The sequence below is a fragment of the Pradoshia sp. Z6_59 genome, assembly GCF_058267515.1.
Genome location: NZ_JBZCPP010000016.1, coordinates 21,316 through 43,774, shown reverse-complemented (window position 1 = coordinate 43,774; position 22,459 = coordinate 21,316). Strand labels below are relative to the sequence as shown.

Below are 22,459 nucleotides of genomic sequence, written 5' to 3'. Positions count from 1 at the left end.
CTGCTTAGTGTTGGGGTATCCATCATCTATAGAAGAACGCGAGAATTTAGAAATTGATTTATTGCTAGAGGCAATCTACCGGATGACAGGGTACGATTTCCGTGGTTATATGCGTTCATCAATTGCTCGCCGCATAAAAAATCGACTTAATAAGGATCACCTGACAACTGTTTCCGAGCTTCTAGTACGAGTGATTCATGAAGAAGGGTATGTAAATAATCTTCTGAGTGACTTTTCGATTAATGTTACAGACATGTTTAGAGATCCAGATTTCTTTTATGCTTTTCGGAAGAAGATTGTTCCTAGATTGAAGGACCTCCCAGAAATACGGATATGGCATGCGGGATGTTCGACCGGTGAGGAAGTATATTCGATGGCAATCCTGTTGGAAGAAGAGGGATTGGCTGATAAAACAAAGATTTATGCGACGGATATGAATGAAAAAGTTATTGAAAAAGCTCGCCAAGGGGCATTTCCCTTAAAAAGAATGCAATCTTACACGAAGAATTATTTGCAGGCTGGTGGATTGGATGCTTTTTCTAAATATTATAAGACCGATATGCAATATGCGTATTTTCGCCCATCCTTATCAAGAAATATAGTTTTTGCCCAGCATAATTTAGTGACGGATGGATCATTTAATGAATTTCATGTGATTATTTGTAGAAATGTTATCATATACTTCACATTGGAATTGCAAGCAAAAGTATTCCAACTATTTGATGAAAGTCTAAGTCCTGGCGGCTTTTTGGGGCTTGGTAACAAAGAATCCCTAAAGATCATGGAGTTGGCTGATACGTATATGGAACTAGATATTAATCAGCGGCTTTATAGGAAAAAATTATATTCATAATAGGATTTATAAAAGGAAAAGGAGATCTTCAAACTGTTCTGACACAGGTTTTTTAGTGTCAGTTAGGGTTTAAGGTCTCCTTTTTATTTATAGTTAAGAGAGAGATTAAGAAAAATGGATTGATTTTATATGGTCTAGATTTAGGTATACCGCATCACCATTAGCCACTAATAATTCCAGTATGCCTTGATTGATATTTGATAATAATCCTATTTTTAAAGGATTGCCGCCACCGTCAAAAACGATTAGTTTGCCTACTTCCCTTTTTAATTGATCCCCGAGAGAACGGAGTAAAGGTAGATTAGAAGGATTAACAGGTAATTTCTCCGAGCTGAGGTTGAATGGTGTGATATTTTGATGATATGGTGACAGCCATTTTAAATGAGATAGAGATATGAACATTTGTTTGAAAACAGGAGAATAAAAGACAAAGTAATCATTCAATACATTCGTAATATATCCATGAAATGTTAAATTCCCAGTAACATAAATTTCAACAAAAGTGCCTTTTGCATAGGTCAACGTTTTACGATAAGAAATAGACTCCATATCATCCACAATAGATGAGTTTGTTGGTTGGGTAACATGCTCTTTAGGTTCTTTGTTTTTATTGAAGCTATGAATATGCAAAAGCGGGATATAGAAATATTGTTCCCCGTTGAACAAGACAATAATATCAGGCCCTATATCAGTTAATATTCCATTAAATAACGTATTACCCGACAAATGAACAGTGACCTGTTCCCCAATTAAATCCTGAATGGAAGCCAAAATCATTCCCCCCTTAATATAAAAAGCTGAGACGACTGTTCAGGCCCGACAAGCATAAGACGAATACTCGGAGGGAGACGCCCTTCCCTCCCGCAGAGTATTTGCTTATGACTCGAGGGACTAGGAGTCGAAGCTAGATTGGATAAAAAGCTGAAACGGCTTGCCCAGAAGCGAGGAGCATAAGACAGAAGGTGCGTAGGGGATGGTCCTCCCCCGCAGTAGCTTTGCTTATGTCCTGAGCTTCTAGCCGTTGAAGCTAGATTGAGTAAAAAAGCCGAAACTAATGAACAAAGACTAAGAACGCCACATCGTGTGGCAACATCTTTGTGACCAACCTCCTGTTGGCCTCCTGAGCAAGCTATTTTAATCAAATAAAAACCAATTGTATCCAATAATAGAGAAGAAGTAACGTTACAACTGTAGTAATTGGAATAACTAATAAGGAGAAGCTTAGATATTTTTTCCAACTGATTTCAATTTTGTTTTGTCTTAAAATATGCATCCAAATAAGGGAAGCGAGAGTTCCGATTGGCAGTAGAAGTGAGCCGATGTCACTCCCAATTATATTGGCAAGATAGACTGTTTTTAATGTAATCGGATCTAATTGCATTTCCGTTAATGTGATGGTTCCAATCATTAAAGCAGGATGATTATTAAAGAAATTGGACATGATCGTCACTAAGCCACCCATTATGAACGTTGCATTTAATAAACCTTGATTAACAATGGGCTGACATAGCTGAACGAGTAGTTCTGTTAACCCAGCATTGTGCAATCCATAGATTAGGATATACATAGAAAAGGCAAATAAGAAAATATGCCAAGGTGTCTTTTTTAAAATATCCATTGGATTTTTTCGTAAATAGTACCATCTCCATATTAATAAAAGTAAGGATCCCAATACGGCAATCAATTCAATGGGGATTGAAAAATAAGAGGCGACAAAGAGCAGGCAGCGCACAATAAAAACAAATAATAATACTTTTAACATGAATTGTGTTCGTTTTTTCTTTGTATCTACAGATATACCTGTTTTCAGTGGATGGAAGTTTTTTGTGAAAAATATAATTTCTATATCATATGACATGGGAGGTAATTTTATTGGTAATGTTTGCTTTATACAAAAGAACATTAAAATGGACATAAAGACTAATCCAAGAGAGGCAGGAACAAACATCATTGCCGTTTGTGTATAAAGAGACATATCGACAATCTGTAATGAGATTAAGTTTACTATGTTGCTGACTCCGATAGGAGTGCTGGCTGCAGTAGCAATGAATGCACCGCTTATTAGATAAGGAATGAACTGATGCGGTTTCAGACGTAAGTTTTTCAATAATAAAATCAATATAGGAGTTGTGATTAATATACTGCCATCATTATTGAATAACAATGTCATTAAAAAACATAATAGTTGAATATACCAATATAAACGGTATCCGGAGCCTTTGGCGATTTTGCCCAACCTGGCTGCTGCCCAATGAAAGAAACCAAAACTTTCTAAAATAACCGCCATTACAAGTGTAGATATAATGGTGATAGAAGCACCGCTTATTTTTTGAAGGATGTCCAAAATGTCATCAAATGAGACATAACCAAATAAAATAATGAGGATTGCTCCAATTGTTGCTGGTAATGATTCATTTACTCCTTTTGGTCTCCATAAAATCATAAACATAGTCATTGCGAATACCAGTATAGTCAATCCGATTTCAAAAGTCATAACTGCCCTCCTTTATACTGGTTACTCATAGTTTCCCTTCGATGGTAATCTTCTATATCCATATTCAAATGAATTATATTGGATAGAGTAATTTGTCCATTCTTAATGGAATATACCTTTGTCCATATATGATATTTGTACCTATAAGATACGTGCCTGTGTACCTTATGATTTTGAAAAAAGGCTGTTTTGGCATTTGAAAACGGTGTAATTCCTTTTTGTATGGATTAGTCCTGAACACCAGAAGATTTAATGATTTACCATAATGATAAGAGGATTAATGCTTTTTTTGTTGAATTCCTTATTGTAGAAAAGGGGAAGGTTGTCGGAAGAGTGATATTTAACTTGTGTTCAATAATCGGGATTTAACGGAGTAAGAATCTAAAATGAATTGAGATGATTTTGCAACTACGGCAAAGTTACATTAAATTTAATATATGCTATGTTTTTAAATGCATTTTAAAAAATAAGAGGTGAAATTTTATGAGTTGGAAACTTAAAAAATTTAATGAGTTAACAAATATTGAACTATATAATCTTTTAAAAGAAAGAACTTTAGTTTTTGTGGTGGAACAAAATTGTCCTTATCTTGAAGTTGATGGTAAAGATCCTTTTTCATATCATCTTTTTAAGGAAGACAATGGAGAAATTGTTGCATATTTAAGAATTGTTCCTGCAGGTGTTTCTTATCAAGAAGCTTCTATTGGAAGAGTCTTTGTAAAGAAAGAATACAGAGGACAAGGAATTGCAGGGGAACTTTTAAAGAAAGGACTAGATTTTATCCAAAACGAACTAAAAGAAACAAAGGTTAAAATTCAAGCCCAAGATTATTTAAGAAAATTCTATACTTCCTTTGGTTTTCAAGCTGTATCCGATACATATTTAGATGATAATATCCCTCACGTCGATATGATTTTATAAAGACAACACACTCGTCATTATAGGCTAGGGATTGAAGTTATATTAAGGTGTAGAAGAGATTGAAAAAGATTACACTTCAACAAACAGAGGTATTGATCCAAGAGGGATTAATGCCTTTTTGTGTTGAATTTCTTATTGAGGGGCTGGTTAGTGAATAACGGTTTGGCTATTATTTTATCTTATTGAAAATATGATGCTAATATAAAACAAGTAGAACAATTAATTAATAGAGGTGTATTAATGAAGTTAGGTGAGTTTGCAATTGGACAGGTGTTCGAAACTAAATCATTTAAATTATCTACAGAGGATATTATGAAATTTGCTGCAGAGTTTGACCCTCAATATATGCATTTGGATGAGGAAAAAGCAAATCAGGGAAGGTTTAATGGAATCATTGCTTCTGGTATACATACGTTAGCCATTTCATTTAAATTGTGGGTTGAACAAGGCATATGTGGTGATGATGTCATTGCTGGAACCCAGATGAATAATATAAAATTTATAAAGCCCGTTTATCCCAATGATGAATTACATACCATTGTTGAGGTTATTGACATGGAAGCGAAGAAAAATGAAACGGGAATTCTTACAGTATTGTTAACTACTTTCAATGATAAAAAAGAAAAAGTTTTTGAGGGTGAATTGTCCGTATTAATAAAACGATAAATGATATTGAAAGAAAATAACTATTTTTTAATAACTATATTCTCGTACTTATGATAGATTAAGGGTTGTTTTTAATACTTTGTGAATATATGTACTTTAACAAACTGGGGCTTTACTTAAATAACGAATACAGCCACCTACTTTCTAAAGGTAGCTGTATTCACAGCTCAGAAAAATAGTATTGCTGGCAACAATTCTTACGAAAAACAGCCAAAAAAAGATAAAGAACAGATTCCATTAGAATCTGTTCTTTATCTTTTTAGAAAAGTTGATTTTTATCCTCTTACAAGGATGACGCACATATCATCATGTTGATTTGCCTGTTTTTCCTCCGGAAGGATAACATTTAATGGAGCTGCTGCTTCTTTTTCTGACCAATGATACTTTCCTATTTCTCGCAAATGCGCTAAGGCTTTAGCTTCATCATTATCAATAGCTTCCGCCACTCCGTCAGTAAAAATTAATGCCTGAAAGCTATCAGTATAAGGAATAGTTATTTTATTTATATGCATTTCTTCGAAAAATCCGATAGCTGTATTTCGCTGTCCCATTTCGATTAAGTCTTTTCCATCGATATAAAGGTAGCCCGGTGGATGGCCGGCATTGACATATTCAATCGTTTTTGATTTCGTATCTACCAATAAATAAATACCTGTTAAGTAATAGGATGTTAATTTTGTTTTTTCCTCTAGTAAAGTCATACAGCGATTTAATTCGAGAATGACTTTTTCTGGATCAACCACATTCCGTACCGCTTCACGAAGGATAGAGGAGATATACATACATACTAATGATGCAGGTATGCCATGTCCCATCATATCAAACATAAATATGGCATAACGGTCCTGATCAATCTGCTGCCAATAATACATATCACCTGCGAGATTAGAGGATGGCTTATAGGACCTCGTTATTTTGATTTGATCATTTAAAATGGGTTCACTTAACAAGCTTCTCTGCACCTTTGTGGCAAGATCAAGCTCATAGCTTATTTTTTCATCCTGATTTTTATGCCAATCTTTCTCCTCTTTTAAGCGGAGAGCAGCACGTATACGAGCCAACAGCTCTACCTTATTAATCGGCTTCATTAGATAATCTGATCCGCCAGCATCCAGTGCTTCAGCGAGTTTATGGGTATCACCTAATGCGGTCACAAAGATAACGGGTATATCTTTATATTCCTCCGTTGCAGTGATTCGCCTGCAGGCTTCGATTCCATCTATCTCTGGCATCATGATATCTAAAAGAATTAAATTAAATGAGCTTCTTCCGTGATTTTTACTTAAATCTTCTTCTAAAATATGAATCATTTCATTTGCGGATTTAGCCAGCTTAATATTCCTGTATCCTGCCTTCTTTAAGATGGTCTCAATCACAAATAAATTCACCTTGTTATCATCTACCACAAGTATTGACATACTTTCTTTCACCCATCTTCTAAAATACTAAATCTTATATTAATAATGGTATGTCACTTTTACTGAAAATACAAATAGTTGAAACTAGGGGTAAATGGTTAGGTTATTACACTAGTAAAAATAATAAATTAAGGTCTGTAATAAAAGATTACATAGTAAAAAGGACTTATCATCAATGGATAGGATTCTATTCAAAAATAATTAAGTTACCGGAGTTAATTTATTGTTTTTTTTCAGTAGACCCATTAATCCTGCTATCAGCAAAAGTATTCCCGGAAGTATATAGAAAGCCGAAGTGCAGATAAATCCACCAATAGCTGCAAAAAGCATAAAGGAGCCTCCTAATATAGGCTTGCTTTTAACAACAACTGATCCAATGATCGCAAGAATAGAGAATAGAACAGCTAACCATCCAAGATTGATGATTGCACTTTCACCTGTTTCGTTGAGGACAGAATCTAAACCGCCAACAAATAATGCTATACCAGCTGCAAAAATTCCAAAAATGCCACCAAGTAAACCAAGGACAAATTCAGTAGTTCTGCTCATTTTGAATACCTCCTTTTTATTTCATTTATACCTGTTTACTAATATAATGAAATATTATTTCAAAGAATTAAATTGTTGATTATTTATGGATACTGAAAACTCCGTTAAACAATAAAACGTAATAAATCAGTTTGTATGCTCATAACTTGAAAGGAAAATGAATTTTAAAAAGGATGGTGTAGCTATGACTGAGCAAAATCGGCCTGAAAAATCGCATATGAAATCTTATACACCTTTTCACAGTCGATTTGATCCGTGCAGACCAATTGGTAAGAAGTATTACTCTACTCCTCCTAATTTATTTCTCGGATTTCAACCGCCTAACCTGCCTCAATTTTCACCAAAGGAGGCATTATTCAAGGGCACACTCTGGCCAGTATTTTATGACTTTTATGAAAACCCTTATGAACATAAGAGGAGGGATTCTCAGTGAAGCCCCAATTACCTGATGAATATTATCAGTTATTAGAGGAAATCCAGGCAATCGACTTTGCTTTAGTGGAGCTAACCCTTTACTTAGATACTCATCCAAATGATTTAGAAGCCATGCAGCAATTTAACGAACACTCTCATCAGAGCAGGCAGCTTAAACAGCAGTTCGAAAAGAAATTCGGCCCACTTCAACAATTTGGTAATAGTTATACAGATGCCAATTGGAGTTGGGGAACTACTCCGTGGCCTTGGCAAATATAAAAGATGAGGTGATTACAGAATGTGGTTTTATGAAAAGAAATTGCAATACCCTGTTAGAGTCAGTACCTGTAACCCGACTTTAGCCAAATATTTAATTGAACAGTATGGAGGGGCAGATGGAGAGTTAGCAGCCGCTCTTAGATACCTGAATCAACGATATACCATTCCTGATAAAGTGGTAGGCTTGCTAAATGACATAGGCACAGAAGAATTCGCGCATTTGGAAATGATTGCCACAATGATATATAAACTCACAAAAGATGCTACTCCAGAGCAGATGAGAGACGCTGGTTTGGCAGACCACTATGTTGATCATGATTCTGCTCTTTTTTACCATAATGCAGCAGGTGTACCATTTACAACTGCATACATTCAGACAAAGGGAGATCCTATCGCAGATTTATATGAAGATATTGCCGCTGAGGAAAAAGCAAGGGCTACCTACCAATGGATTATCAATATGTCAGATGATCCAGATTTAAATGATGGCTTACGATTTTTAAGAGAAAGAGAAATCGTTCATTCTCAGCGATTCCGTGAGGCAGTACAAATTATTACAGATGACAGGGAAAAGAAGAAGATATTTTAAACCATTTATCATTAATAAAAAAACCTGTGTTGGCTGAACAACACAGGTTTTTCTTTAGGCCAACAGGATGTTGGTCACAAAGACGTTCCACAAGACGTGGCGATTTTAGTCTTCGTTCATTAATCGAGCCGTTTCAGCTTTTTATTCAATCTAGCTTCAGGGCCTAGGAGTTCGGGACATAAGCATAGCCTCTGCGGGGGAGGAACGTCCCCTGCGAGCCTCTGTCTTATGCTCCTCACGGGCCAACAGAATGTTGGTCATGAAGACGTTGCCATAGGACGTGGCGATTTTAGTCTTCGTTCATTAATTGAGGCCCTTCAGCCTTTTAGTCAATCCAGCTTCGACTCCTAGTCCCTCGAGTCATAAGGATAGCCACTACGGGAGGGGAAAACATCCTCCCTGCGTGCCTCTCCTTATGCTTTTCGGGCCTGTACAGTCGTCTCAGCTTTTTAGTGGGCATGGCCCCAGATCATGGTTAGGATGGTTCCGAAGATGACTGCGTGTGCAACGAATAGAGCATAGATAATGTTTAGATAGATTGTTCTTTTTTCTTTAGATTCATTAACATGCATGAATAAAAAGAGTTGTACAGCTGTTTGAATAATGGCGGTTATGGATAGGATCACCATTCCGGCCGTAAAGGATATATCATAAAAGGCTACGGATAGCGCAATGATGGTTAGAATCAATGATATGACATAACCTAAAACATGTTTAAGTGGAAATAGTTGTTTTATCATCCTATATCAACTCCTTCAAATAAACGAAGCTAAAGATGAGAATCCAGATTACGTCAAGGAAATGCCAATATAGGGAAAAGATAAAAGATTTATTGGCTGTTTCTGCTGTAAATCCTTCTCGTATGACTTGAATGAGTATACATAATCCCCAGAATAACCCGAATGTTACGTGGGCTCCATGCGTACCGAGCAGCATGAATAAGCTTGATAAAAATCCGCTTGTTTGCATGGTTGCGCCTTCTTCGATATAGGTCATAAATTCAAAAATCTCTACACCTAGGAAGACAAGACCAAGCAGCATGGTAATAATAAAAAATGTAATCATCGGTTTTTTCAATTTAAGTCTCATACTATGAATAGCTAGCCCGCAAGTAAAGCTACTTGTTAAAAGGACAATCGTTTCAATAATGACGCCTTTAATTTCAAAAATCTCTTTTGCTGTAGGACCATCGCCCGTACCATTAAAGAGTGTATAATAGGTTGCGAATAACATAGAAAACAATGCAATCTCAGCTCCAAGGAATAACCAGAAACCAAAGATTCTTAACTGATTTTGTTCTGTACTGTATTCCAGTGGAAGGGAAGAATCTATCTTCATAGTTTTTCACCTCGCAGTACTTTTTCAGTTCCTTCTATTTCCTCTACTGAAATATAATAGCCAGGATCTCGTTCAAAGGATTTAGCAGCCATCGTGATAAATACACCAATCCCAAATATAATAGCTGGAATCCACCAACTGAATACTAAGCAAAAACCAGAGAGAAAGAAGAATATGCCCATAATCGCTGGTTTTCCTGTATTGCTTGGCATGTGGATAGGCTGTATTTCATCTTCGTAAAGCGGTTCATTATTAATTTTGGAATACCATAAAGGATCGGCATCCTTAACGTTTGGCATAACCGCGAAATTATAGAATGGTGCCGGACTTGGAATTGACCATTCCAATGTACGTGCATCCCATGGATCCGCATGTTTGTCACGAGGACTTTTGAATGCACTATAAATAATATTATAGATAATCAATCCAAAGCCGATTGCTAAGCCTATGGCTCCGATACTTGCTGTTAAATTCAGTGGACCATAGCCTGTAGCTTCGGAATAGGTATACATCCGACGCGCCATACCATCCAGACCTAAATAGAATAGAGGCAGGAATGTTACATTAAAGAATATCGCAATCAGCCAAAAACTAATTTTTCCGATTTTTTCATTTAAGCGGAAACCGAAAACTTTCGGGAACCAATAATAAGTACCTGCAATCATTCCAAAAACAGTTCCCGGAATTAATACATAATGGAAATGGGCAACTAGGAACATTGTATTATGGTACTGGTAATCCGCACTTGACATTGCGAGCATAACGCCCGTTACACCACCGATTGTAAAAATCGGTATAAAGGCCAGCGAGAATAGCATGGCTGTAGGGAATACAATTTTCCCTTTTCGTAGAGTAAACAGCCAGTTGAAAATCTTAATACCGGTTGGTACAGAAATAGCCATCGTAGCAATCGCAAATATACTATTAACCGTTGCATTGTGGCCCATTGTATAGAAGTGATGGGTCCATACAAGGAATGATAGCAATGAGATGGCAATCATACTATATACCATTGATTTATAGCCGTATAGGTTTTTACGTGCGAAAGTAGAAATGACATCGCTGAAAATACCGAAAGCAGGCAATATAACGATGTATACTTCAGGATGTCCCCAAATCCAAAAGTTGTTTGCCCAAAGCATATCCATACCGCCATTGGTGGTTGTGAAAAATTGTGTTCCGAAAAGTCGGTCAAACATCATTTGTGCAAGTGACACCGTAAATGTCGGGAATGCAAACAAAATAATGATACATGTGATTAATGCAGACCAAGTGAACATTGGCATTTTCCAAATAGACATACCCGGAGCTCTCATTTTGATAATGGTTACGATAAAATTAATGCCCGTCATCAATGTACCAAGACCGGATAATTGAAGAGCAATTGCATAATAATTGTGTCCGACAGTCGGACTGAATTCATTACTTGCCAAAGGGAAGTAGGCACTCCAACCTGCATCTGGAGATCCGCCAATAACAAACGATAGATTGTAAAGCATAGCTCCGACAAAGAATAACCAAAAGCTGATAGCGTTGAGTGCCGGAAAGGCAACGTCACGAGCTCCAATTTGTAAAGGAACAACGATATTCATGACTCCCAATACAAATGGCATAGCCATAAAAAGAATCATAATAACTCCGTGAGTAGAGAAAACTTCATTGTAATGCTGTGACTCCAGGAATGTCATATTTGGAGTTGCAAGCTGCAAACGCAGCATTAATGCGTCAACGCCACCGCGAAATAACATAAGGAACGCAGCAAGGATATACATGATCCCAATACGTTTGTGGTCTACTGTAGTTAACCATTCACGCCACAGCCATCCATATCTTTTGGTATAGGTCAGATAGATAATGATTGCCAACATGGCAACAACAATGCTAACCATAGCACCATAGATAAGCGGATCGCCTGTAACAAAGAATTCATCCCATTTCATGGTCTAATCCCCTTTCCTGATTTATTCATGATTATGTTCGTTCGTTTCTGTATCTGTTCCATCTGTAGCATCATCATTGCTTTCATGGAATGGCCATACAGGAGCCGGACTGAAATCAAGGTGTGTGGAAGAGTAGGTGGCTCTGCCCATTACTTCCATATCAAGCAGTTTGTTAAATTCCTTCTCAGTTAAAGGTTCGGCAGTTTTTTGGACCTCATCTACCCAGCTATCAAATTCTTTTGGAGACATGGCTAATGTTTCGAACTCCATTTGTGCAAAGCCTTCTCCACTAAAGTTGGCGTTTCTTCCAAAATAGGAACCTGGTTCGTCTGCAACGATTCGTAATGTAGTTACCATATCGCTCATTGCGTATTTTTGACCTGCCAGCTGGGGAACCCAAAAGCTAGTGATTGGTCCAAAAGAATATAAGCGAAATTCAATCTCCTGATCGGTTGGAATGTTGACATAATTGACTGTTTCGATTCCTTCCTCGGGATAGCTGAAATGCCATTTCCAGTTGGAAGAAGATGCATAAATCACCAAAGGTTCTTCGTCTTCATATCCAGCTGGTGTACTTTCCACCTTAAAAGTGGTGATGACCGTAACAACTGAAAGTACGACTACTATAACGATAGGAATGGCAGTCCATATAATTTCAAGCCACTTATTTCCTTTTTCATATGGTGGTACATAGTCTACTGGCTGTTTGGATGCTCGATATTTCACAATCATATAGATAAAAAGAGCATAAACAACCACTAAAATAACAGCCATCACGATCATTGAAAAAATAATCGTATCGGATTGAATTTTTGCTTGTGGACCTTTTGGATTCAGTACCATTAAAGGGTTACAACCTGCCAGTGCGAATAAAGCAGCAAAAGACATACCGAATAAAGTCCATTTCTTCTTCATGATAGTCTCCTTTCTTGAAAATTATTTATATTATATAAATAAAGTATTATACTATTATGATAAAATTTAAAATAATGAAAATTCAACTGATAACCCTCGTTTTTAATAAGTTTTTATATGAATTTTTGATATGAAATAAAAGTTATATAGAATATTATATTTTTTTGATATAGTGATGGGGAAGAGAGGGTTAAAAGGGAGGTTTTGGCCTTAGAGTGTTTAAGTGAATGCTGATTCCGATAAAGAATAAATGGGTAAATATAAAAAGAACAAAAAAATAAGCTACCAATCGGGAATCGGTAGCTCGGATAATTGAGTCAATTATTTAGTTTCCGGTGTCCATTGCTTACGGACTTGTTCATAGGCTAACTGTCTGATTTCTGATTCATCAGTGTCTCTTGGTGCAAGGACATTTGTTTGATAGTTTTTCCCCATGAAATCTATTAATACTGTAACATTTACCATATAAATCTACTCCTTTTGTTCGTTTAATCAATAGTTAATAGACGCATTAAATGCATCATTTTTGTTCATCTAAAATTGGTTTTCCAAGGTTTTAGAGTAAAAGTGAAGTGATGTTTTTCTAATGGACGGTATGTTGTTGAGAGGATGAATGTACTATTCCCGTTTTTTGAAAAATATAAACTTAGCAATTGGCAATTGGAATAAATTGAGAGGTTAAAGGAATTATATAATAAAATTGGCAATAATTCCATATGTTTTTTGTTTATAAATAAAAATAAAAATAAAAAAATTGGAGGGATTTTTTTGTCTGTATTGTTATTTGATCTCGATGGTACATTAGTTGAGACAACGAGATTAAGTATACCTATTATTCAAGCGGAAATCAAGAATTATCCACACCTAAAGGTCCCTAATCCTAAAAAGATTCAATCTGCGTTTGGTTTACCTCATAAAGAGTTTTGGGAGCTTTTAACACCTGATGCAAATGAACAAGAAATAAAGGTAATTTCTCATCGTTCAGAGAAAGAATTACTGGAAAGCTTAAAAACTGAAAATGTATTGCTTCCCTATGCCAGGGAAGTGTTAACTGAACTGAAAAGAAGAGGGCATATTTTATCAACAGCAAGTAATTGTTCAACTGCATATTTAAATGAAATACTAGAGTCACAACAAATTAAAGATTTATTTTATGAGCCTTTGTGTATTGAAAGGGTCGGTGGCCGTAAGAAAAAGGATATTTTGTTAGCGCACTTTCAACATTTAAATAAATCAGATGCTTTTATGATTGGAGATCGCTCGTCTGACATTGAAGCGGCAAAAGCACATCATGTACCAGCTATAGCTTGTCATTTTGGATATGCTGAGGATGGTGAACTGGAGGATGCGGATTACCATATTTATTGTTTGAAAGATTTATTAGAGATATTCAACTAAACATTTATAAGGCCAGTTTATTAAAAACCAATTCGCCGTATTCATTTGATACGAAAAGCTTAAGAGATTTTAAGCTTTTCGTATATTAAAACTCATAATTTTTGAATCATTTCAATCCTGTTCCCAAATGGATCTCTAAATTCAAATCGTTCAAAGCCTGGGATAGGTATACCCTTTATTAATTGAATATTTTGTTCATGTAACACCTGTTCCCAATATGATAAATCCTCGACTTGATAGGCTATATGGGCCTTTGTTTTTAATCGGTCAATTTCATCTTCCGTACCTATATGTACTTCCTGATCTCCGACCGATACCCAAAATCCGCCGCGTCCCTTTAGTGAATCAGGCTTTTCTTTTTCAACCAGACCGAGAATCCCACAATAAAAATGTTTCCCTTCTTTTTCATACCCTTTTGGAATGGTTATCTGAGCATGATGTAATCCCAAAATCATCAAATCGTCCCCCTTTAAAAATAAACTGTTCATCTTTCATTTTATATCTTCAATTACGAGCTTGGTAATTCGGAGTCATTATCGTGTTTGATAAGCTTTACTTCATGTTTTATAGTTCTTGCCTTCTTAATCTAAACATAATAAAAACGCACTGAAATTCATGGGTGAGAATTCAAATGCGTTTCATAGTTAATTTAATATGAGCTTTTTTCATTTATTCGAGATTAATTTTGCCACAGGTGTACTTTTCCATAATCTTTTTGCAGAAGGGAGAATACCTTTTGCCTGATTTATTGGATAATTAATAGCGCTTTTTTTATATTCAACATCACTCATGATTGCTTGTTGCTTTGCTGTTAAACGATCTGTTTCATGTTTAATGCTATCCGTTTGTTGTTGTATTCGTGTAACGGTAGCCTGTATCTCATTAATAGTTGGTGATGATTCTTTGAATGTTCGAAAAGCATATATACCGAGATATACGATTGATCCAACAATAATAGCTAAACTAATCCAAACGATGATCATGCGAAGTCCTCCTTTAAAATTCCTTATCATAACTATATCTTACCCATTATTGAGTGTTAAGTAACAAAGAAAAAAGGATTAATAAGTGCTTAAGCGGGTATTGAACCCATATATTAACTTTTAAGAGAGGGGATGAAGAGAATGGATAAAAAAGTAATTGGTGTTTATGATAATGGGCAGGATGCTGTACGGGAAGTGGAAAGATTACAGAAGCTAGGGTATCAAAAAGAAGATATTTCCGTAGTGGTGAAGGACAAAGAAAAGGCTGATAAAATCACATCTAAGACTCATACAAATGTTGACAGTGGTCTTGCAGCAGGGGCAACTACAGGTGGAATCTTGGGAGGATTAACAGGATTATTGGCAGGTATCGGTGCACTGATAATCCCAGGTATTGGGCCAATTGTTGCAGCAGGGCCGATTGCTACAACATTGGGAGGAATTGCAGCCGGCGCTGGAGCTGGCGGATTGACCGGTGCGCTGGTTGGATTGGGTATTCCTAAAGATAGAGCTGATCAATATGCTAATGATGTAGAAAAGGGAAAGATTCTTATATTAGTCGACTCCGAATCCCAAAAGAAATATGCAGCTCGTGATACGTATGAAAGATCAGATGATCCATTAGTGGAAGCACAGCGCGAAGTGAAAGTCACAATAAACCCTGCCACAGGTGGAGATCCCAATTTAAGAGGAAAAGATAGTTATAAATAATACATCTATAAGTTGAAGTCATCGATTCCTTGATGGCTTCTTTCTTTTTATGCATTGAAAAACGAACCAAGCATCTGCCTGATTCGTTTTAAGATAATTTTGAAATGTAAGTAACAACTTCTCATTTATTAGTATTCGTTTATGTGTGTGATGTAAATTGCCGCGGTTATCTATTCCACTTGGACGTTTTTACTTAGACGATATAAGCCCTACCTCTCTTATATCCTTACGGCTCCGAAGCCGTTCCAGTGTGAATAAGTGTTCCGAAAAACATAAATTGCAGAATGCCATATTTATTTACATATCTATGTGTAAGTCACTACTTTAAAATTATATCTTCTAAGTATATACTTTAGAATTTCATTTGTCAAATATGTTTTTTACAGAACGACGTCCGAAGATAACCACGATACTTGTTTAACCGCTATTTCTCATATACCCAAATAAAAATGATAAAAAACCTGTAGGTTATCTTACTTAGGTAGAAATTGTTCAAAGGAAACACGCATAGGATAGGTCATAAGGAAAAATGGGGAGGTTACATAATTGAGACAACAATTGATGAATGATTTAGTGAAACAAACCCAAAGGGCTATTAATGGAGAGTACAGTGCTATACAGTGTTATGAAAAATTAGCCCGACTAGCACCAACAGAAGATGAACGGCAGCAAATATTTGAAATCAGAGATGATGAGATTAAACATTTTAAACAACTGGTACTACTATATACAGGCATAACAGGGAGAGATCCAAAGCCAAAACAGACAGAACCTTGTGAGGATGATTATTTACGGGGGCTTGAAGCGGCTTTAAAAGATGAGCAGCGTACCGTGGATTTTTATCTTTCAGTTGCGGACGGAACCATTAATTTAGCGGCAAAGAAGTTGTTTAATCGTGCAGCTAAGGATGAACAACAGCATGCAGTATGGTTTCTTTATTATTTTATGAAGAATAAATGAAAAGGACTAAATTGGAATTAGAGCACATAATTGAAAATGTCCTGAATAAGAGTCCTCCTATTCGGGAATAAGGTAACTGTACTAAACTGAATGGGAGGATGAAATATGAAAGCAGTCACATACCAAGGGGCCAAAAAAATTGAGGTAAAAGAGGTTGAAGATCCGAAGCTTGAAAAAAATGATGATATAATCGTCAGAATCACTTCTACGGCCATCTGTGGATCAGATCTTCATATCTATCAAGGGAACATGCCGATTAGAGAAGGATATATAATTGGACATGAACCAATGGGAATCGTAGAAGAAGTCGGTCCTGAGGTGACAAAGGTCAAAAAAGGCGACCGGGTAGTTATCCCTTTCAATGTATCCTGCGGTCAATGTTATTACTGTCAGCATGAGATGGAAAGTCAATGTGATCATACCGAATCCAATCCACATCAGGATACAGGCGGATATTTTGGATATACAGAGCGATATGGGAATCATCCCGGCGGACAAGCAGAATATTTAAAGGTTCCATTTGCGAACTATATGCCGTTTGTCATACCGGAATCCTGTGAATTAGAGGATGAGTCATTATTATTTATGTCTGATGTTTTGCCTACAGCCCTTTGGAGCGTGGAGCATGCGGGAGTAAAACCGGATGATACCGTGGTTGTACTTGGCTGTGGACCAATTGGTTTAATGGCACAAAAATTTGCATACATGGCTGGTGCTAAAAGGGTTATAGCTGTTGATCACTTAGATTATCGATTAAAACAAGCTGAGAAAATGAATAAAGTAGAGACGATTAACCTTAATAATTATGATGATACAGGGAGCTATATAAAAGAAATCACACAGGGTGGAGCTGATGTGGTCATCGATTGTGTTGGTATGGATGGCAAAAAATCAGCTATTGAAAAAATTGAGCAAAAGTTAAAATTGCAGGGAGGAACGCTAAGTGCTATTCAAATTGCCACGAAGGCGATAAGGAAATTTGGTACTTTGCAGCTTACCGGTGTTTACGGATCTGTTTATAATATGTTCCCATTAGAGAAATTTTTCTCACGCAATATTACAATGAAGATGGGACAGGCTCCTGTTGTTCATTACATGCCTCGATTATATAAAATGATTGAAGAAGGAAAGCTCGACCCTACAGAAATTGTAACTCATAAATTACCACTTTTGGACGCAGCGAAAGGGTATTCGCTATTTAATGAGCATGAAGATAATTGTACGAAGGTTATATTGAAACCATAACTAAGATAAATGAAAGCATTCCTCCAGCAGTAGTAGGAATGCTTTTTTAATTAGGTTTTTAAGGTATAATTTTACATAAAAAAGGGGATTGGTATGAAATTTGGAGTGATTGCTGATATTCACGGGAATGAGCCTGCCTTAAAAGCGGTACTATCTAAGCTTGATAGAAGGAGGGACATTGAACATATCTATTGTCTGGGAGATATGATTGGAATCGGACCGAATACCAATGAAGTTTTGGATAGTCTATTTACAAGAAATGATGTATCCATGATTACGGGAAACCATGATGAAGCGGTTTTAGCACTTCTAAAAGGAGAGGAACACCCACAAAGTCACTTCCATGTAAAAGAGCATCATCAATGGATAGCAGAGAGGATGGATAAGCAATTCATCAGGAAGTTGGAAGGGCTGCCCAGGGCAATCAAGTTAACTGTCGAAGAGAATTCAATTTTGTTTATTCATTATCAGATTGAGCCAACGAAGCTACATGACCATATAAGCCAAGACCCTTTTAGCAGAATTGTTGAGCCAAGTCTTGAGAATATAAGTTCTTTATTTAAAGGAAGGGAAGAAAAGTTGATCTGTTTTGGTCATCATCATCCACTTCATTTCTTCAGAAGTAACCGTACTATCTTTCTAAATCCAGGTTCTTTAGGATGCAATTCAAAACCAACTGCCCCTTATTCAATCGTAGATATAGAGGGAGACAAGATGGTTATCTCTAACGAAGAAGCTGCCTATGATAATACAGAATATTTAGCTTCATATGAATGGCTGCAGGTCCCGGATCGTGATTTTATTCTTAAGATTTTTCATGGCAATCAATTAAATCAATAACTCTTAATTGCTGTATCTGAGATTATTAAACAACTCTAATTCCATATCGCAGGATATTGGTAAATTGGGATTCCTACTTATTCCTTGCCTATGCCACGGCTAAAGCAGGGTAAAGAGTATAAAGTAAATAAAAAACCCGTTAACCAGGATGTAATTGTCCAAAGTTAACGGGTATTTAAGGTATAGCATCGTTACATTAAAATACTTTAGTTGTCCAGGATTCACAGTTCCAAACATCTGTAGCTATGTCCTGATAGAAGTCAGGTTCATGGCTGATCAGCAGAATACTTCCCTTAAAGGCCTTTAATGCGCGTTTTAATTCTTCTTTAGCATCCACATCAAGGTGGTTGGTTGGTTCATCGAGAACAAGTAAATTGTTTTCACGATTAATCAGTTTACACAAACGAACCTTCGCTTTTTCTCCACCGCTCAGTACTTCAACTTTACTTTCAATATGCTTGGTAGTAAGGCCGCACTTCGCCAGAGCAGCACGGATTTCTGCCTGATTATAGGAAGGGAACTCCTGCCAAATTTCTTCGATACAGGTATTATTGGATGTTTGTTTTACTTCTTGTTCAAAATATCCCATATACAAATGTTCGCCAAGCTCAACCTGGCCAGAGATTGGTTTAATTTCGCCGAGAATACTTCTGAGCAAGGTCGTTTTTCCAATTCCATTGGCACCGACGAAGGCAATTTTTTGTCCACGCTCCATGCGTAAATTTAATGGTCTGGAAAGAGGCTCATTATAGCCAATGACAAGATCCTTTGTTTCGAATATCAGTTTACCGGATGTACGTGCTTCGCGGAAATGGAATTCTGGTTTCGGTTTTTCTTTCGCCAGTTCAATGATATCCATTTTTTCAAGCTTTTTCTGACGGGACATGGCCATGTTTCGAGTAGATACACGCGCTTTATTACGTGCAACGAAATCCTTGAGGCCTGCAATCTCTTGTTGCTGTCTTTTATAGGCGGCTTCAAGCTGTTGCTTTTTCACCTCGTACACTTTCATAAAATCATCATAGTTGCCGACATAACGAGTCAATTCCTGGTTCTCCATATGATATACAAGATTGATTACACTATTTAAGAATGGAATATCATGTGAAATTAAAATAAAGGCATTTTCGTAATTTTGAAGATAACGTTTGAGCCACTCGATATGCTGCTCGTCAAGATAGTTGGTCGGCTCATCTAAAAGTAATATATCAGGTTTTTCAAGTAATAATTTTGCGAGAAGGACTTTTGTACGCTGGCCGCCGCTTAAGTCCTGAACATCGCGTTCAAGCCCAATTTCATCGAGGCCTAATCCTCTTGCTATTTCCTCAACCTTTGCATCAATAACATAAAAGTCGTTGTTAGTGAGGACGTCCTGCAGCACACCTGATTCCTCAAGTAAGACTTCTAATTCCTCAGGGGAAGCTTCACCCATCTTAGCAAAGATTTCGTTCATTTCATTTTCCATATCAAAAAGATACTGAAATGCGGTTTTCAGTACATCGCGTATGGTCATCCCTTTTTCGAGAACAGCATGCTGGTCAAGGTAACCAGTACGAACTTTTTTAGACCATTCAACTTTCCCCTCATCAGGCTCCAGCTGTCCGGTTACAATGTTCATAAATGTAGACTTTCCTTCCCCATTTGCTCCGACAAGGCCAATATGTTCGCCTTTTAGTAAGCGGAAGGAAACTTTGTTAAAAATGGCTCGGTCACCAAAGCCATGGCTTAAATCTTTAACGGATAATATCATTTATCTATACTCCTGACTCTTAATTGTTTGTAATTAATGGGTCTATACGCATTTAATAGTACAATATTTCGGGATAAAAGCATAGATAATCAATTGATTAACAGTAATTGTAAATTTGGAGGGTTCATCCCTAGATGGGGCAGTATTTACGAATGCTCACATAAGTTGTATGATGTTTAATGCAACAATTAGAATAATTCGAAAATAATGAAAAGAGGGTAAGAGAGTATGAAAAAGGGATTGTGGTTATGCAGTATTATGGCCTTGATACTTGTTATCGTCATGGGTTGTTCATCCAAAGAAGAGACAAAAGAGGAAGGGAGCACTAAAGAATCAGCGGACATAAAAAGTGACTTATTAGATTTCTATCTTTCCATCGCGAATGTGATTAATGGAAGTGATCGTGATTTAAATGCCTATGAGGGAGCGGAGAATCCTTCCGTCTTAACACAGGAAGATAAACAAAAAGCTGCTGCTTCTGCAAATTCTGTTGTGGATGCTTTGGAAGATGTGGAAGTTCCTGATAGTTTAGAAAAATATAGCAAGGATTTAGAAAAGGCTATAAAAACTATTTCTGACTCATATAAAGAAAAAGGAATTCAATTGTCCGGTACAGCTGAACCCAAATTGGATCAAGCAAATGAACATTTTAATGCTGGAAGTGAAAAAGTTAACAATATTTTTAAAGCAGAGGATCTTATAGCACCCAATTTAGCTGCTGAAGTAAATGGTTAATATGTGCAATCATACCCATTCGATTGTTTAAAAATCGGATGGTTTTTAATTCGCTTGGGAAGAAAATTCCCAAGCGAATTAGTTTATTTCCTGGATTTAGCGCGTGCATCAGCTGCTTTTGATCTGGCTTGTGCAACGAGATCATCATGATCGGCTAATGCCTCAGAAAATTCTACATCTAATCCGTCAGATTTTATGGAAGGCGGAGTATTTCCACCAGTTGCCATCCTGCTTCTGCCGTGAAGTAAGTTATGGTTATATCTGCCCATTTTAGATTACCTCCCAAATGAAGAATATCTTCCTGATTAGATTGCAACAAAATCCAAGCCATTATTCTGGTAAATAAAAGGTTGGTTTATGGACGTATTCCTTTAGATCCTGTATACCCAGCCGCTCGGTCTGCTGCTTTAAATTCCCTTTTGTAACGGACTTCTTGAGTAGAGGTCAGGCGATTTTTCATTTGATCCCGCTTTTTCTTATCCATGAACATTCTCCTTTTCAAAGTAGTGTCATTCCTATAATTTCCATAATTAAATGTTTTAATTCATTTTCTAAAATCAAAGAAAGGACTAAGATAAGGATATATGCTACATTAAAAGAGGAGGCGAGCTAACGATGCCACTTATCTCAAAAATTGAACAACAAAAAAAGAATAAAAATCGTTTTAATATATACATAACAGAAGAAGGACAGCCTGAAAAATACGCATTTAGTGTGGATGATGACTTACTTGTCCGCATGCGGCTATCGAAGGGGATGGAAGTCGATGAATTATCCATTATGGAAATTCAGTACCGTGACCATATCCAAAAAGCGTTTCAGTCCGCTGTCAATTATCTATCTTATCGGATTCGTTCAGAACATGAGGTTATTTCCTATTTGAGTGAAAAGGAATGGGAACAAGCGGTTATTGATGAAGTCATGCATAAACTGCGTGAGTATAGATATGTTGATGATGAAGAATATGCGAAAGCATTTGTACGAACCCAAATGAATGTCAGTAAAAAAGGGCCTGATGTCATCCGGACAGAGCTGCTCAATAAGGGAATCTCAGAAAAGGATCAACAGACGGCATTAAGTCAGTATACGAAAGATTTGCAAAGAGAAAATGCTGAAGAATGGGCCAGTAAGACATTAAAAAAAAGTAAGGGTTCCATGAAAGAAGCAAAACAGAAAACAATCCAATTTCTCGTACGGAAGGGTTTTTCAATGAGCCTGGCCAAATTGGTGACTGAAGAGTTAGCGGTTGATGATAAGAATGCAGAATGGGAAAGTCTTGTAAAAACAGCGACTAAATTTCACAGAAAGTATGCTCACCTGGATGACTATTCGTATAGTCAAAAAATGAAAACAGCTCTATTTAGAAAAGGCTTTGATATGGACTTGATTACTCGTTTTGTAGAACTGGGCAAAGAGCGAATCGATAACGGAGATTTTGAAATGTACTGAGAGGGGTAAAGA

General features: G+C 36.7%; 27 protein-coding genes. 13 read left to right on the top strand and 14 right to left on the bottom strand.

What is annotated here, in order from left to right:
- Positions 1–10 precede the first annotated feature (10 nt).
- Positions 11–853, top strand: a complete 843-nt coding sequence (locus tag AC4D4B_RS15045; RefSeq protein WP_257469175.1) for a CheR family methyltransferase — start codon at positions 11–13, stop codon at positions 851–853.
- Positions 854–958: 105 nt separating this feature from the next.
- Here the strand turns inward: AC4D4B_RS15045 and AC4D4B_RS15040 are convergent, their stop codons facing one another.
- On the bottom strand, positions 959–1,630 hold the full coding sequence (locus AC4D4B_RS15040; protein WP_490996891.1) for a DUF2642 domain-containing protein: 672 nt from the start codon (positions 1,628–1,630) through the stop codon (positions 959–961).
- Between the two features lie 361 nt (positions 1,631–1,991).
- Positions 1,992–3,347 (bottom strand): arsenic transporter, encoded by a 1,356-nt coding sequence (locus AC4D4B_RS15035; RefSeq protein WP_491000412.1) that lies wholly within the window; start codon positions 3,345–3,347, stop codon positions 1,992–1,994.
- Positions 3,348–3,830: 483 nt separating this feature from the next.
- Here AC4D4B_RS15035 and AC4D4B_RS15030 point away from each other — a divergent pair, with 483 nt between their 5' ends.
- Together AC4D4B_RS15030 and AC4D4B_RS15025 are read left to right on the top strand one after the other, a co-directional pair.
- Positions 3,831–4,268, top strand: a complete 438-nt coding sequence (locus AC4D4B_RS15030; protein ID WP_490996889.1) for a GNAT family N-acetyltransferase — start codon at positions 3,831–3,833, stop codon at positions 4,266–4,268.
- 240 nt (positions 4,269–4,508) lie between these two features.
- The gene (locus AC4D4B_RS15025) at positions 4,509–4,934 is read left to right on the top strand and encodes a MaoC family dehydratase (protein WP_491000411.1); all 426 of its coding nucleotides are present in this window, start codon (positions 4,509–4,511) and stop codon (positions 4,932–4,934) included.
- Positions 4,935–5,209: 275 nt separating this feature from the next.
- On the opposite strand, the gene AC4D4B_RS15020 is transcribed toward AC4D4B_RS15025, so the two are convergent.
- Complete coding sequence (locus tag AC4D4B_RS15020) at positions 5,210–6,352, bottom strand: SpoIIE family protein phosphatase (protein ID WP_490996887.1); 1,143 nt, start codon at positions 6,350–6,352, stop codon at positions 5,210–5,212.
- Positions 6,353–6,553: 201 nt separating this feature from the next.
- Positions 6,554–6,901: a DUF4064 domain-containing protein gene (locus AC4D4B_RS15015; RefSeq protein ID WP_491000410.1), complete on the bottom strand. Its 348-nt coding sequence runs from the start codon at positions 6,899–6,901 to the stop codon at positions 6,554–6,556.
- Between the two features lie 184 nt (positions 6,902–7,085).
- Here AC4D4B_RS15015 and AC4D4B_RS15010 point away from each other — a divergent pair, with 184 nt between their 5' ends.
- The 3 genes from AC4D4B_RS15010 to AC4D4B_RS15000 are packed head-to-tail and all read left to right on the top strand — an operon-like array spanning position 7,086 to position 8,183.
- The gene (locus tag AC4D4B_RS15010) at positions 7,086–7,334 is read left to right on the top strand and encodes a spore coat associated protein CotJA (protein ID WP_066107980.1); all 249 of its coding nucleotides are present in this window, start codon (positions 7,086–7,088) and stop codon (positions 7,332–7,334) included.
- Complete coding sequence (locus AC4D4B_RS15005; protein WP_491000409.1) at positions 7,331–7,594, top strand: spore coat protein CotJB; 264 nt, start codon at positions 7,331–7,333, stop codon at positions 7,592–7,594. Before AC4D4B_RS15010 ends, AC4D4B_RS15005 begins: the two co-directional genes overlap by 4 nt.
- A 19-nt stretch (positions 7,595–7,613) precedes the next feature.
- The gene (locus AC4D4B_RS15000; RefSeq protein ID WP_066107973.1) at positions 7,614–8,183 is read left to right on the top strand and encodes a manganese catalase family protein; all 570 of its coding nucleotides are present in this window, start codon (positions 7,614–7,616) and stop codon (positions 8,181–8,183) included.
- Positions 8,184–8,632: 449 nt separating this feature from the next.
- On the opposite strand, the gene qoxD is transcribed toward AC4D4B_RS15000, so the two are convergent.
- The 5 genes from qoxD to AC4D4B_RS14975 form a co-directional block, all read right to left on the bottom strand.
- Positions 8,633–8,920 (bottom strand): cytochrome aa3 quinol oxidase subunit IV, encoded by a 288-nt coding sequence (gene qoxD / locus AC4D4B_RS14995; protein WP_066108542.1) that lies wholly within the window; start codon positions 8,918–8,920, stop codon positions 8,633–8,635.
- Positions 8,921–8,924: 4 nt separating this feature from the next.
- Entirely contained in the window at positions 8,925–9,521 is a 597-nt protein-coding gene (gene qoxC / locus AC4D4B_RS14990; protein ID WP_490996884.1) for a cytochrome aa3 quinol oxidase subunit III, read from the bottom strand.
- The gene (qoxB, locus tag AC4D4B_RS14985; RefSeq protein ID WP_490996883.1) at positions 9,518–11,461 is read right to left on the bottom strand and encodes a cytochrome aa3 quinol oxidase subunit I; all 1,944 of its coding nucleotides are present in this window, start codon (positions 11,459–11,461) and stop codon (positions 9,518–9,520) included. The genes qoxC and qoxB overlap by 4 nt, the downstream gene beginning before the upstream one ends.
- 21 nt (positions 11,462–11,482) lie before the next feature.
- A complete protein-coding gene (qoxA, locus tag AC4D4B_RS14980; RefSeq protein WP_490996882.1) occupies positions 11,483–12,376 on the bottom strand; it encodes a cytochrome aa3 quinol oxidase subunit II in 894 nt (297 codons plus the stop codon).
- 321 nt (positions 12,377–12,697) lie between these two features.
- Positions 12,698–12,841, bottom strand: coding sequence for a BA3454 family stress response protein (locus tag AC4D4B_RS14975; RefSeq protein WP_066107964.1), 144 nt, complete (start codon positions 12,839–12,841; stop codon positions 12,698–12,700).
- Positions 12,842–13,099: 258 nt separating this feature from the next.
- Between AC4D4B_RS14975 and AC4D4B_RS14970 the strand changes: the two genes are divergently transcribed.
- Positions 13,100–13,774 (top strand): HAD family hydrolase, encoded by a 675-nt coding sequence (locus AC4D4B_RS14970; protein WP_491000408.1) that lies wholly within the window; start codon positions 13,100–13,102, stop codon positions 13,772–13,774.
- 92 nt (positions 13,775–13,866) lie between these two features.
- Here the strand turns inward: AC4D4B_RS14970 and AC4D4B_RS14965 are convergent, their stop codons facing one another.
- Both AC4D4B_RS14965 and AC4D4B_RS14960 read right to left on the bottom strand, forming a co-directional pair.
- Positions 13,867–14,229, bottom strand: coding sequence for a VOC family protein (locus AC4D4B_RS14965; protein ID WP_491000407.1), 363 nt, complete (start codon positions 14,227–14,229; stop codon positions 13,867–13,869).
- A 210-nt stretch (positions 14,230–14,439) separates the two neighbouring features.
- Positions 14,440–14,757, bottom strand: coding sequence for a DUF948 domain-containing protein (locus AC4D4B_RS14960; protein ID WP_490996880.1), 318 nt, complete (start codon positions 14,755–14,757; stop codon positions 14,440–14,442).
- A 141-nt stretch (positions 14,758–14,898) separates the two neighbouring features.
- On the opposite strand from AC4D4B_RS14960, the gene AC4D4B_RS14955 reads away from it, so the two are divergent.
- From AC4D4B_RS14955 to AC4D4B_RS14940, 4 genes are all read left to right on the top strand, one after another.
- A complete protein-coding gene (locus AC4D4B_RS14955; RefSeq protein ID WP_490996879.1) occupies positions 14,899–15,468 on the top strand; it encodes a general stress protein in 570 nt (189 codons plus the stop codon).
- A 561-nt stretch (positions 15,469–16,029) separates the two neighbouring features.
- A complete protein-coding gene (locus tag AC4D4B_RS14950; protein ID WP_490996923.1) occupies positions 16,030–16,428 on the top strand; it encodes a ferritin-like domain-containing protein in 399 nt (132 codons plus the stop codon).
- A 105-nt stretch (positions 16,429–16,533) separates the two neighbouring features.
- Positions 16,534–17,673 (top strand): zinc-dependent alcohol dehydrogenase, encoded by a 1,140-nt coding sequence (locus tag AC4D4B_RS14945; protein WP_490996878.1) that lies wholly within the window; start codon positions 16,534–16,536, stop codon positions 17,671–17,673.
- 93 nt (positions 17,674–17,766) lie between these two features.
- Positions 17,767–18,513, top strand: coding sequence for a metallophosphoesterase family protein (locus AC4D4B_RS14940; RefSeq protein WP_490996877.1), 747 nt, complete (start codon positions 17,767–17,769; stop codon positions 18,511–18,513).
- A gap of 196 nt (positions 18,514–18,709) precedes the next feature.
- On the opposite strand, the gene AC4D4B_RS14935 is transcribed toward AC4D4B_RS14940, so the two are convergent.
- Complete coding sequence (locus AC4D4B_RS14935) at positions 18,710–20,263, bottom strand: ABC-F family ATP-binding cassette domain-containing protein (RefSeq protein ID WP_139892669.1); 1,554 nt, start codon at positions 20,261–20,263, stop codon at positions 18,710–18,712.
- A gap of 228 nt (positions 20,264–20,491) precedes the next feature.
- Between AC4D4B_RS14935 and AC4D4B_RS14930 the strand changes: the two genes are divergently transcribed.
- On the top strand, positions 20,492–20,998 hold the full coding sequence (locus AC4D4B_RS14930) for a hypothetical protein (protein WP_490996875.1): 507 nt from the start codon (positions 20,492–20,494) through the stop codon (positions 20,996–20,998).
- An 83-nt stretch (positions 20,999–21,081) separates the two neighbouring features.
- On the opposite strand, the gene AC4D4B_RS14925 is transcribed toward AC4D4B_RS14930, so the two are convergent.
- Together AC4D4B_RS14925 and AC4D4B_RS14920 are read right to left on the bottom strand one after the other, a co-directional pair.
- Positions 21,082–21,267 (bottom strand): YfhD family protein, encoded by a 186-nt coding sequence (locus AC4D4B_RS14925; RefSeq protein WP_066107938.1) that lies wholly within the window; start codon positions 21,265–21,267, stop codon positions 21,082–21,084.
- Between the two features lie 86 nt (positions 21,268–21,353).
- Positions 21,354–21,482, bottom strand: a complete 129-nt coding sequence (locus AC4D4B_RS14920; protein WP_066107935.1) for a YfhE family protein — start codon at positions 21,480–21,482, stop codon at positions 21,354–21,356.
- 131 nt (positions 21,483–21,613) lie between these two features.
- On the opposite strand from AC4D4B_RS14920, the gene recX reads away from it, so the two are divergent.
- A complete protein-coding gene (gene recX / locus AC4D4B_RS14915; protein WP_491000406.1) occupies positions 21,614–22,447 on the top strand; it encodes a recombination regulator RecX in 834 nt (277 codons plus the stop codon).
- Positions 22,448–22,459: the final 12 nt, after the last annotated feature.

Bases quoted from the DNA above. Each gene is read 5' to 3' on its own strand.
- AC4D4B_RS15040 (WP_490996891.1), bottom strand. From the start codon at position 1,630: ATGATTTTGGCTTCCATTCAGGATTTAATTGGGGAACAGGTCACTGTT.
- AC4D4B_RS15035 (WP_491000412.1), bottom strand. From the start codon at position 3,347: ATGACTTTTGAAATCGGATTGACTATACTGGTATTCGCAATGACTATG.
- AC4D4B_RS15030 (WP_490996889.1), top strand. From the start codon at position 3,831: ATGAGTTGGAAACTTAAAAAATTTAATGAGTTAACAAATATTGAACTA.
- AC4D4B_RS15025 (WP_491000411.1), top strand. From the start codon at position 4,509: ATGAAGTTAGGTGAGTTTGCAATTGGACAGGTGTTCGAAACTAAATCA.
- AC4D4B_RS15020 (WP_490996887.1), bottom strand. From the start codon at position 6,352: ATGTCAATACTTGTGGTAGATGATAACAAGGTGAATTTATTTGTGATT.
- AC4D4B_RS15015 (WP_491000410.1), bottom strand. From the start codon at position 6,901: ATGAGCAGAACTACTGAATTTGTCCTTGGTTTACTTGGTGGCATTTTT.
- AC4D4B_RS15010 (WP_066107980.1), top strand. From the start codon at position 7,086: ATGACTGAGCAAAATCGGCCTGAAAAATCGCATATGAAATCTTATACA.
- AC4D4B_RS15000 (WP_066107973.1), top strand. From the start codon at position 7,614: ATGTGGTTTTATGAAAAGAAATTGCAATACCCTGTTAGAGTCAGTACC.
- qoxC (WP_490996884.1), bottom strand. From the start codon at position 9,521: ATGAAGATAGATTCTTCCCTTCCACTGGAATACAGTACAGAACAAAAT.
- qoxB (WP_490996883.1), bottom strand. From the start codon at position 11,461: ATGAAATGGGATGAATTCTTTGTTACAGGCGATCCGCTTATCTATGGT.
- qoxA (WP_490996882.1), bottom strand. From the start codon at position 12,376: ATGAAGAAGAAATGGACTTTATTCGGTATGTCTTTTGCTGCTTTATTC.
- AC4D4B_RS14975 (WP_066107964.1), bottom strand. From the start codon at position 12,841: ATGGTAAATGTTACAGTATTAATAGATTTCATGGGGAAAAACTATCAA.
- AC4D4B_RS14965 (WP_491000407.1), bottom strand. From the start codon at position 14,229: ATGATTTTGGGATTACATCATGCTCAGATAACCATTCCAAAAGGGTAT.
- AC4D4B_RS14960 (WP_490996880.1), bottom strand. From the start codon at position 14,757: ATGATCATCGTTTGGATTAGTTTAGCTATTATTGTTGGATCAATCGTA.
- AC4D4B_RS14955 (WP_490996879.1), top strand. From the start codon at position 14,899: ATGGATAAAAAAGTAATTGGTGTTTATGATAATGGGCAGGATGCTGTA.
- AC4D4B_RS14950 (WP_490996923.1), top strand. From the start codon at position 16,030: ATGAATGATTTAGTGAAACAAACCCAAAGGGCTATTAATGGAGAGTAC.
- AC4D4B_RS14945 (WP_490996878.1), top strand. From the start codon at position 16,534: ATGAAAGCAGTCACATACCAAGGGGCCAAAAAAATTGAGGTAAAAGAG.
- AC4D4B_RS14940 (WP_490996877.1), top strand. From the start codon at position 17,767: ATGAAATTTGGAGTGATTGCTGATATTCACGGGAATGAGCCTGCCTTA.
- AC4D4B_RS14935 (WP_139892669.1), bottom strand. From the start codon at position 20,263: ATGATATTATCCGTTAAAGATTTAAGCCATGGCTTTGGTGACCGAGCC.
- AC4D4B_RS14930 (WP_490996875.1), top strand. From the start codon at position 20,492: ATGAAAAAGGGATTGTGGTTATGCAGTATTATGGCCTTGATACTTGTT.
- AC4D4B_RS14925 (WP_066107938.1), bottom strand. From the start codon at position 21,267: ATGGGCAGATATAACCATAACTTACTTCACGGCAGAAGCAGGATGGCA.
- AC4D4B_RS14920 (WP_066107935.1), bottom strand. From the start codon at position 21,482: ATGGATAAGAAAAAGCGGGATCAAATGAAAAATCGCCTGACCTCTACT.
- recX (WP_491000406.1), top strand. From the start codon at position 21,614: ATGCCACTTATCTCAAAAATTGAACAACAAAAAAAGAATAAAAATCGT.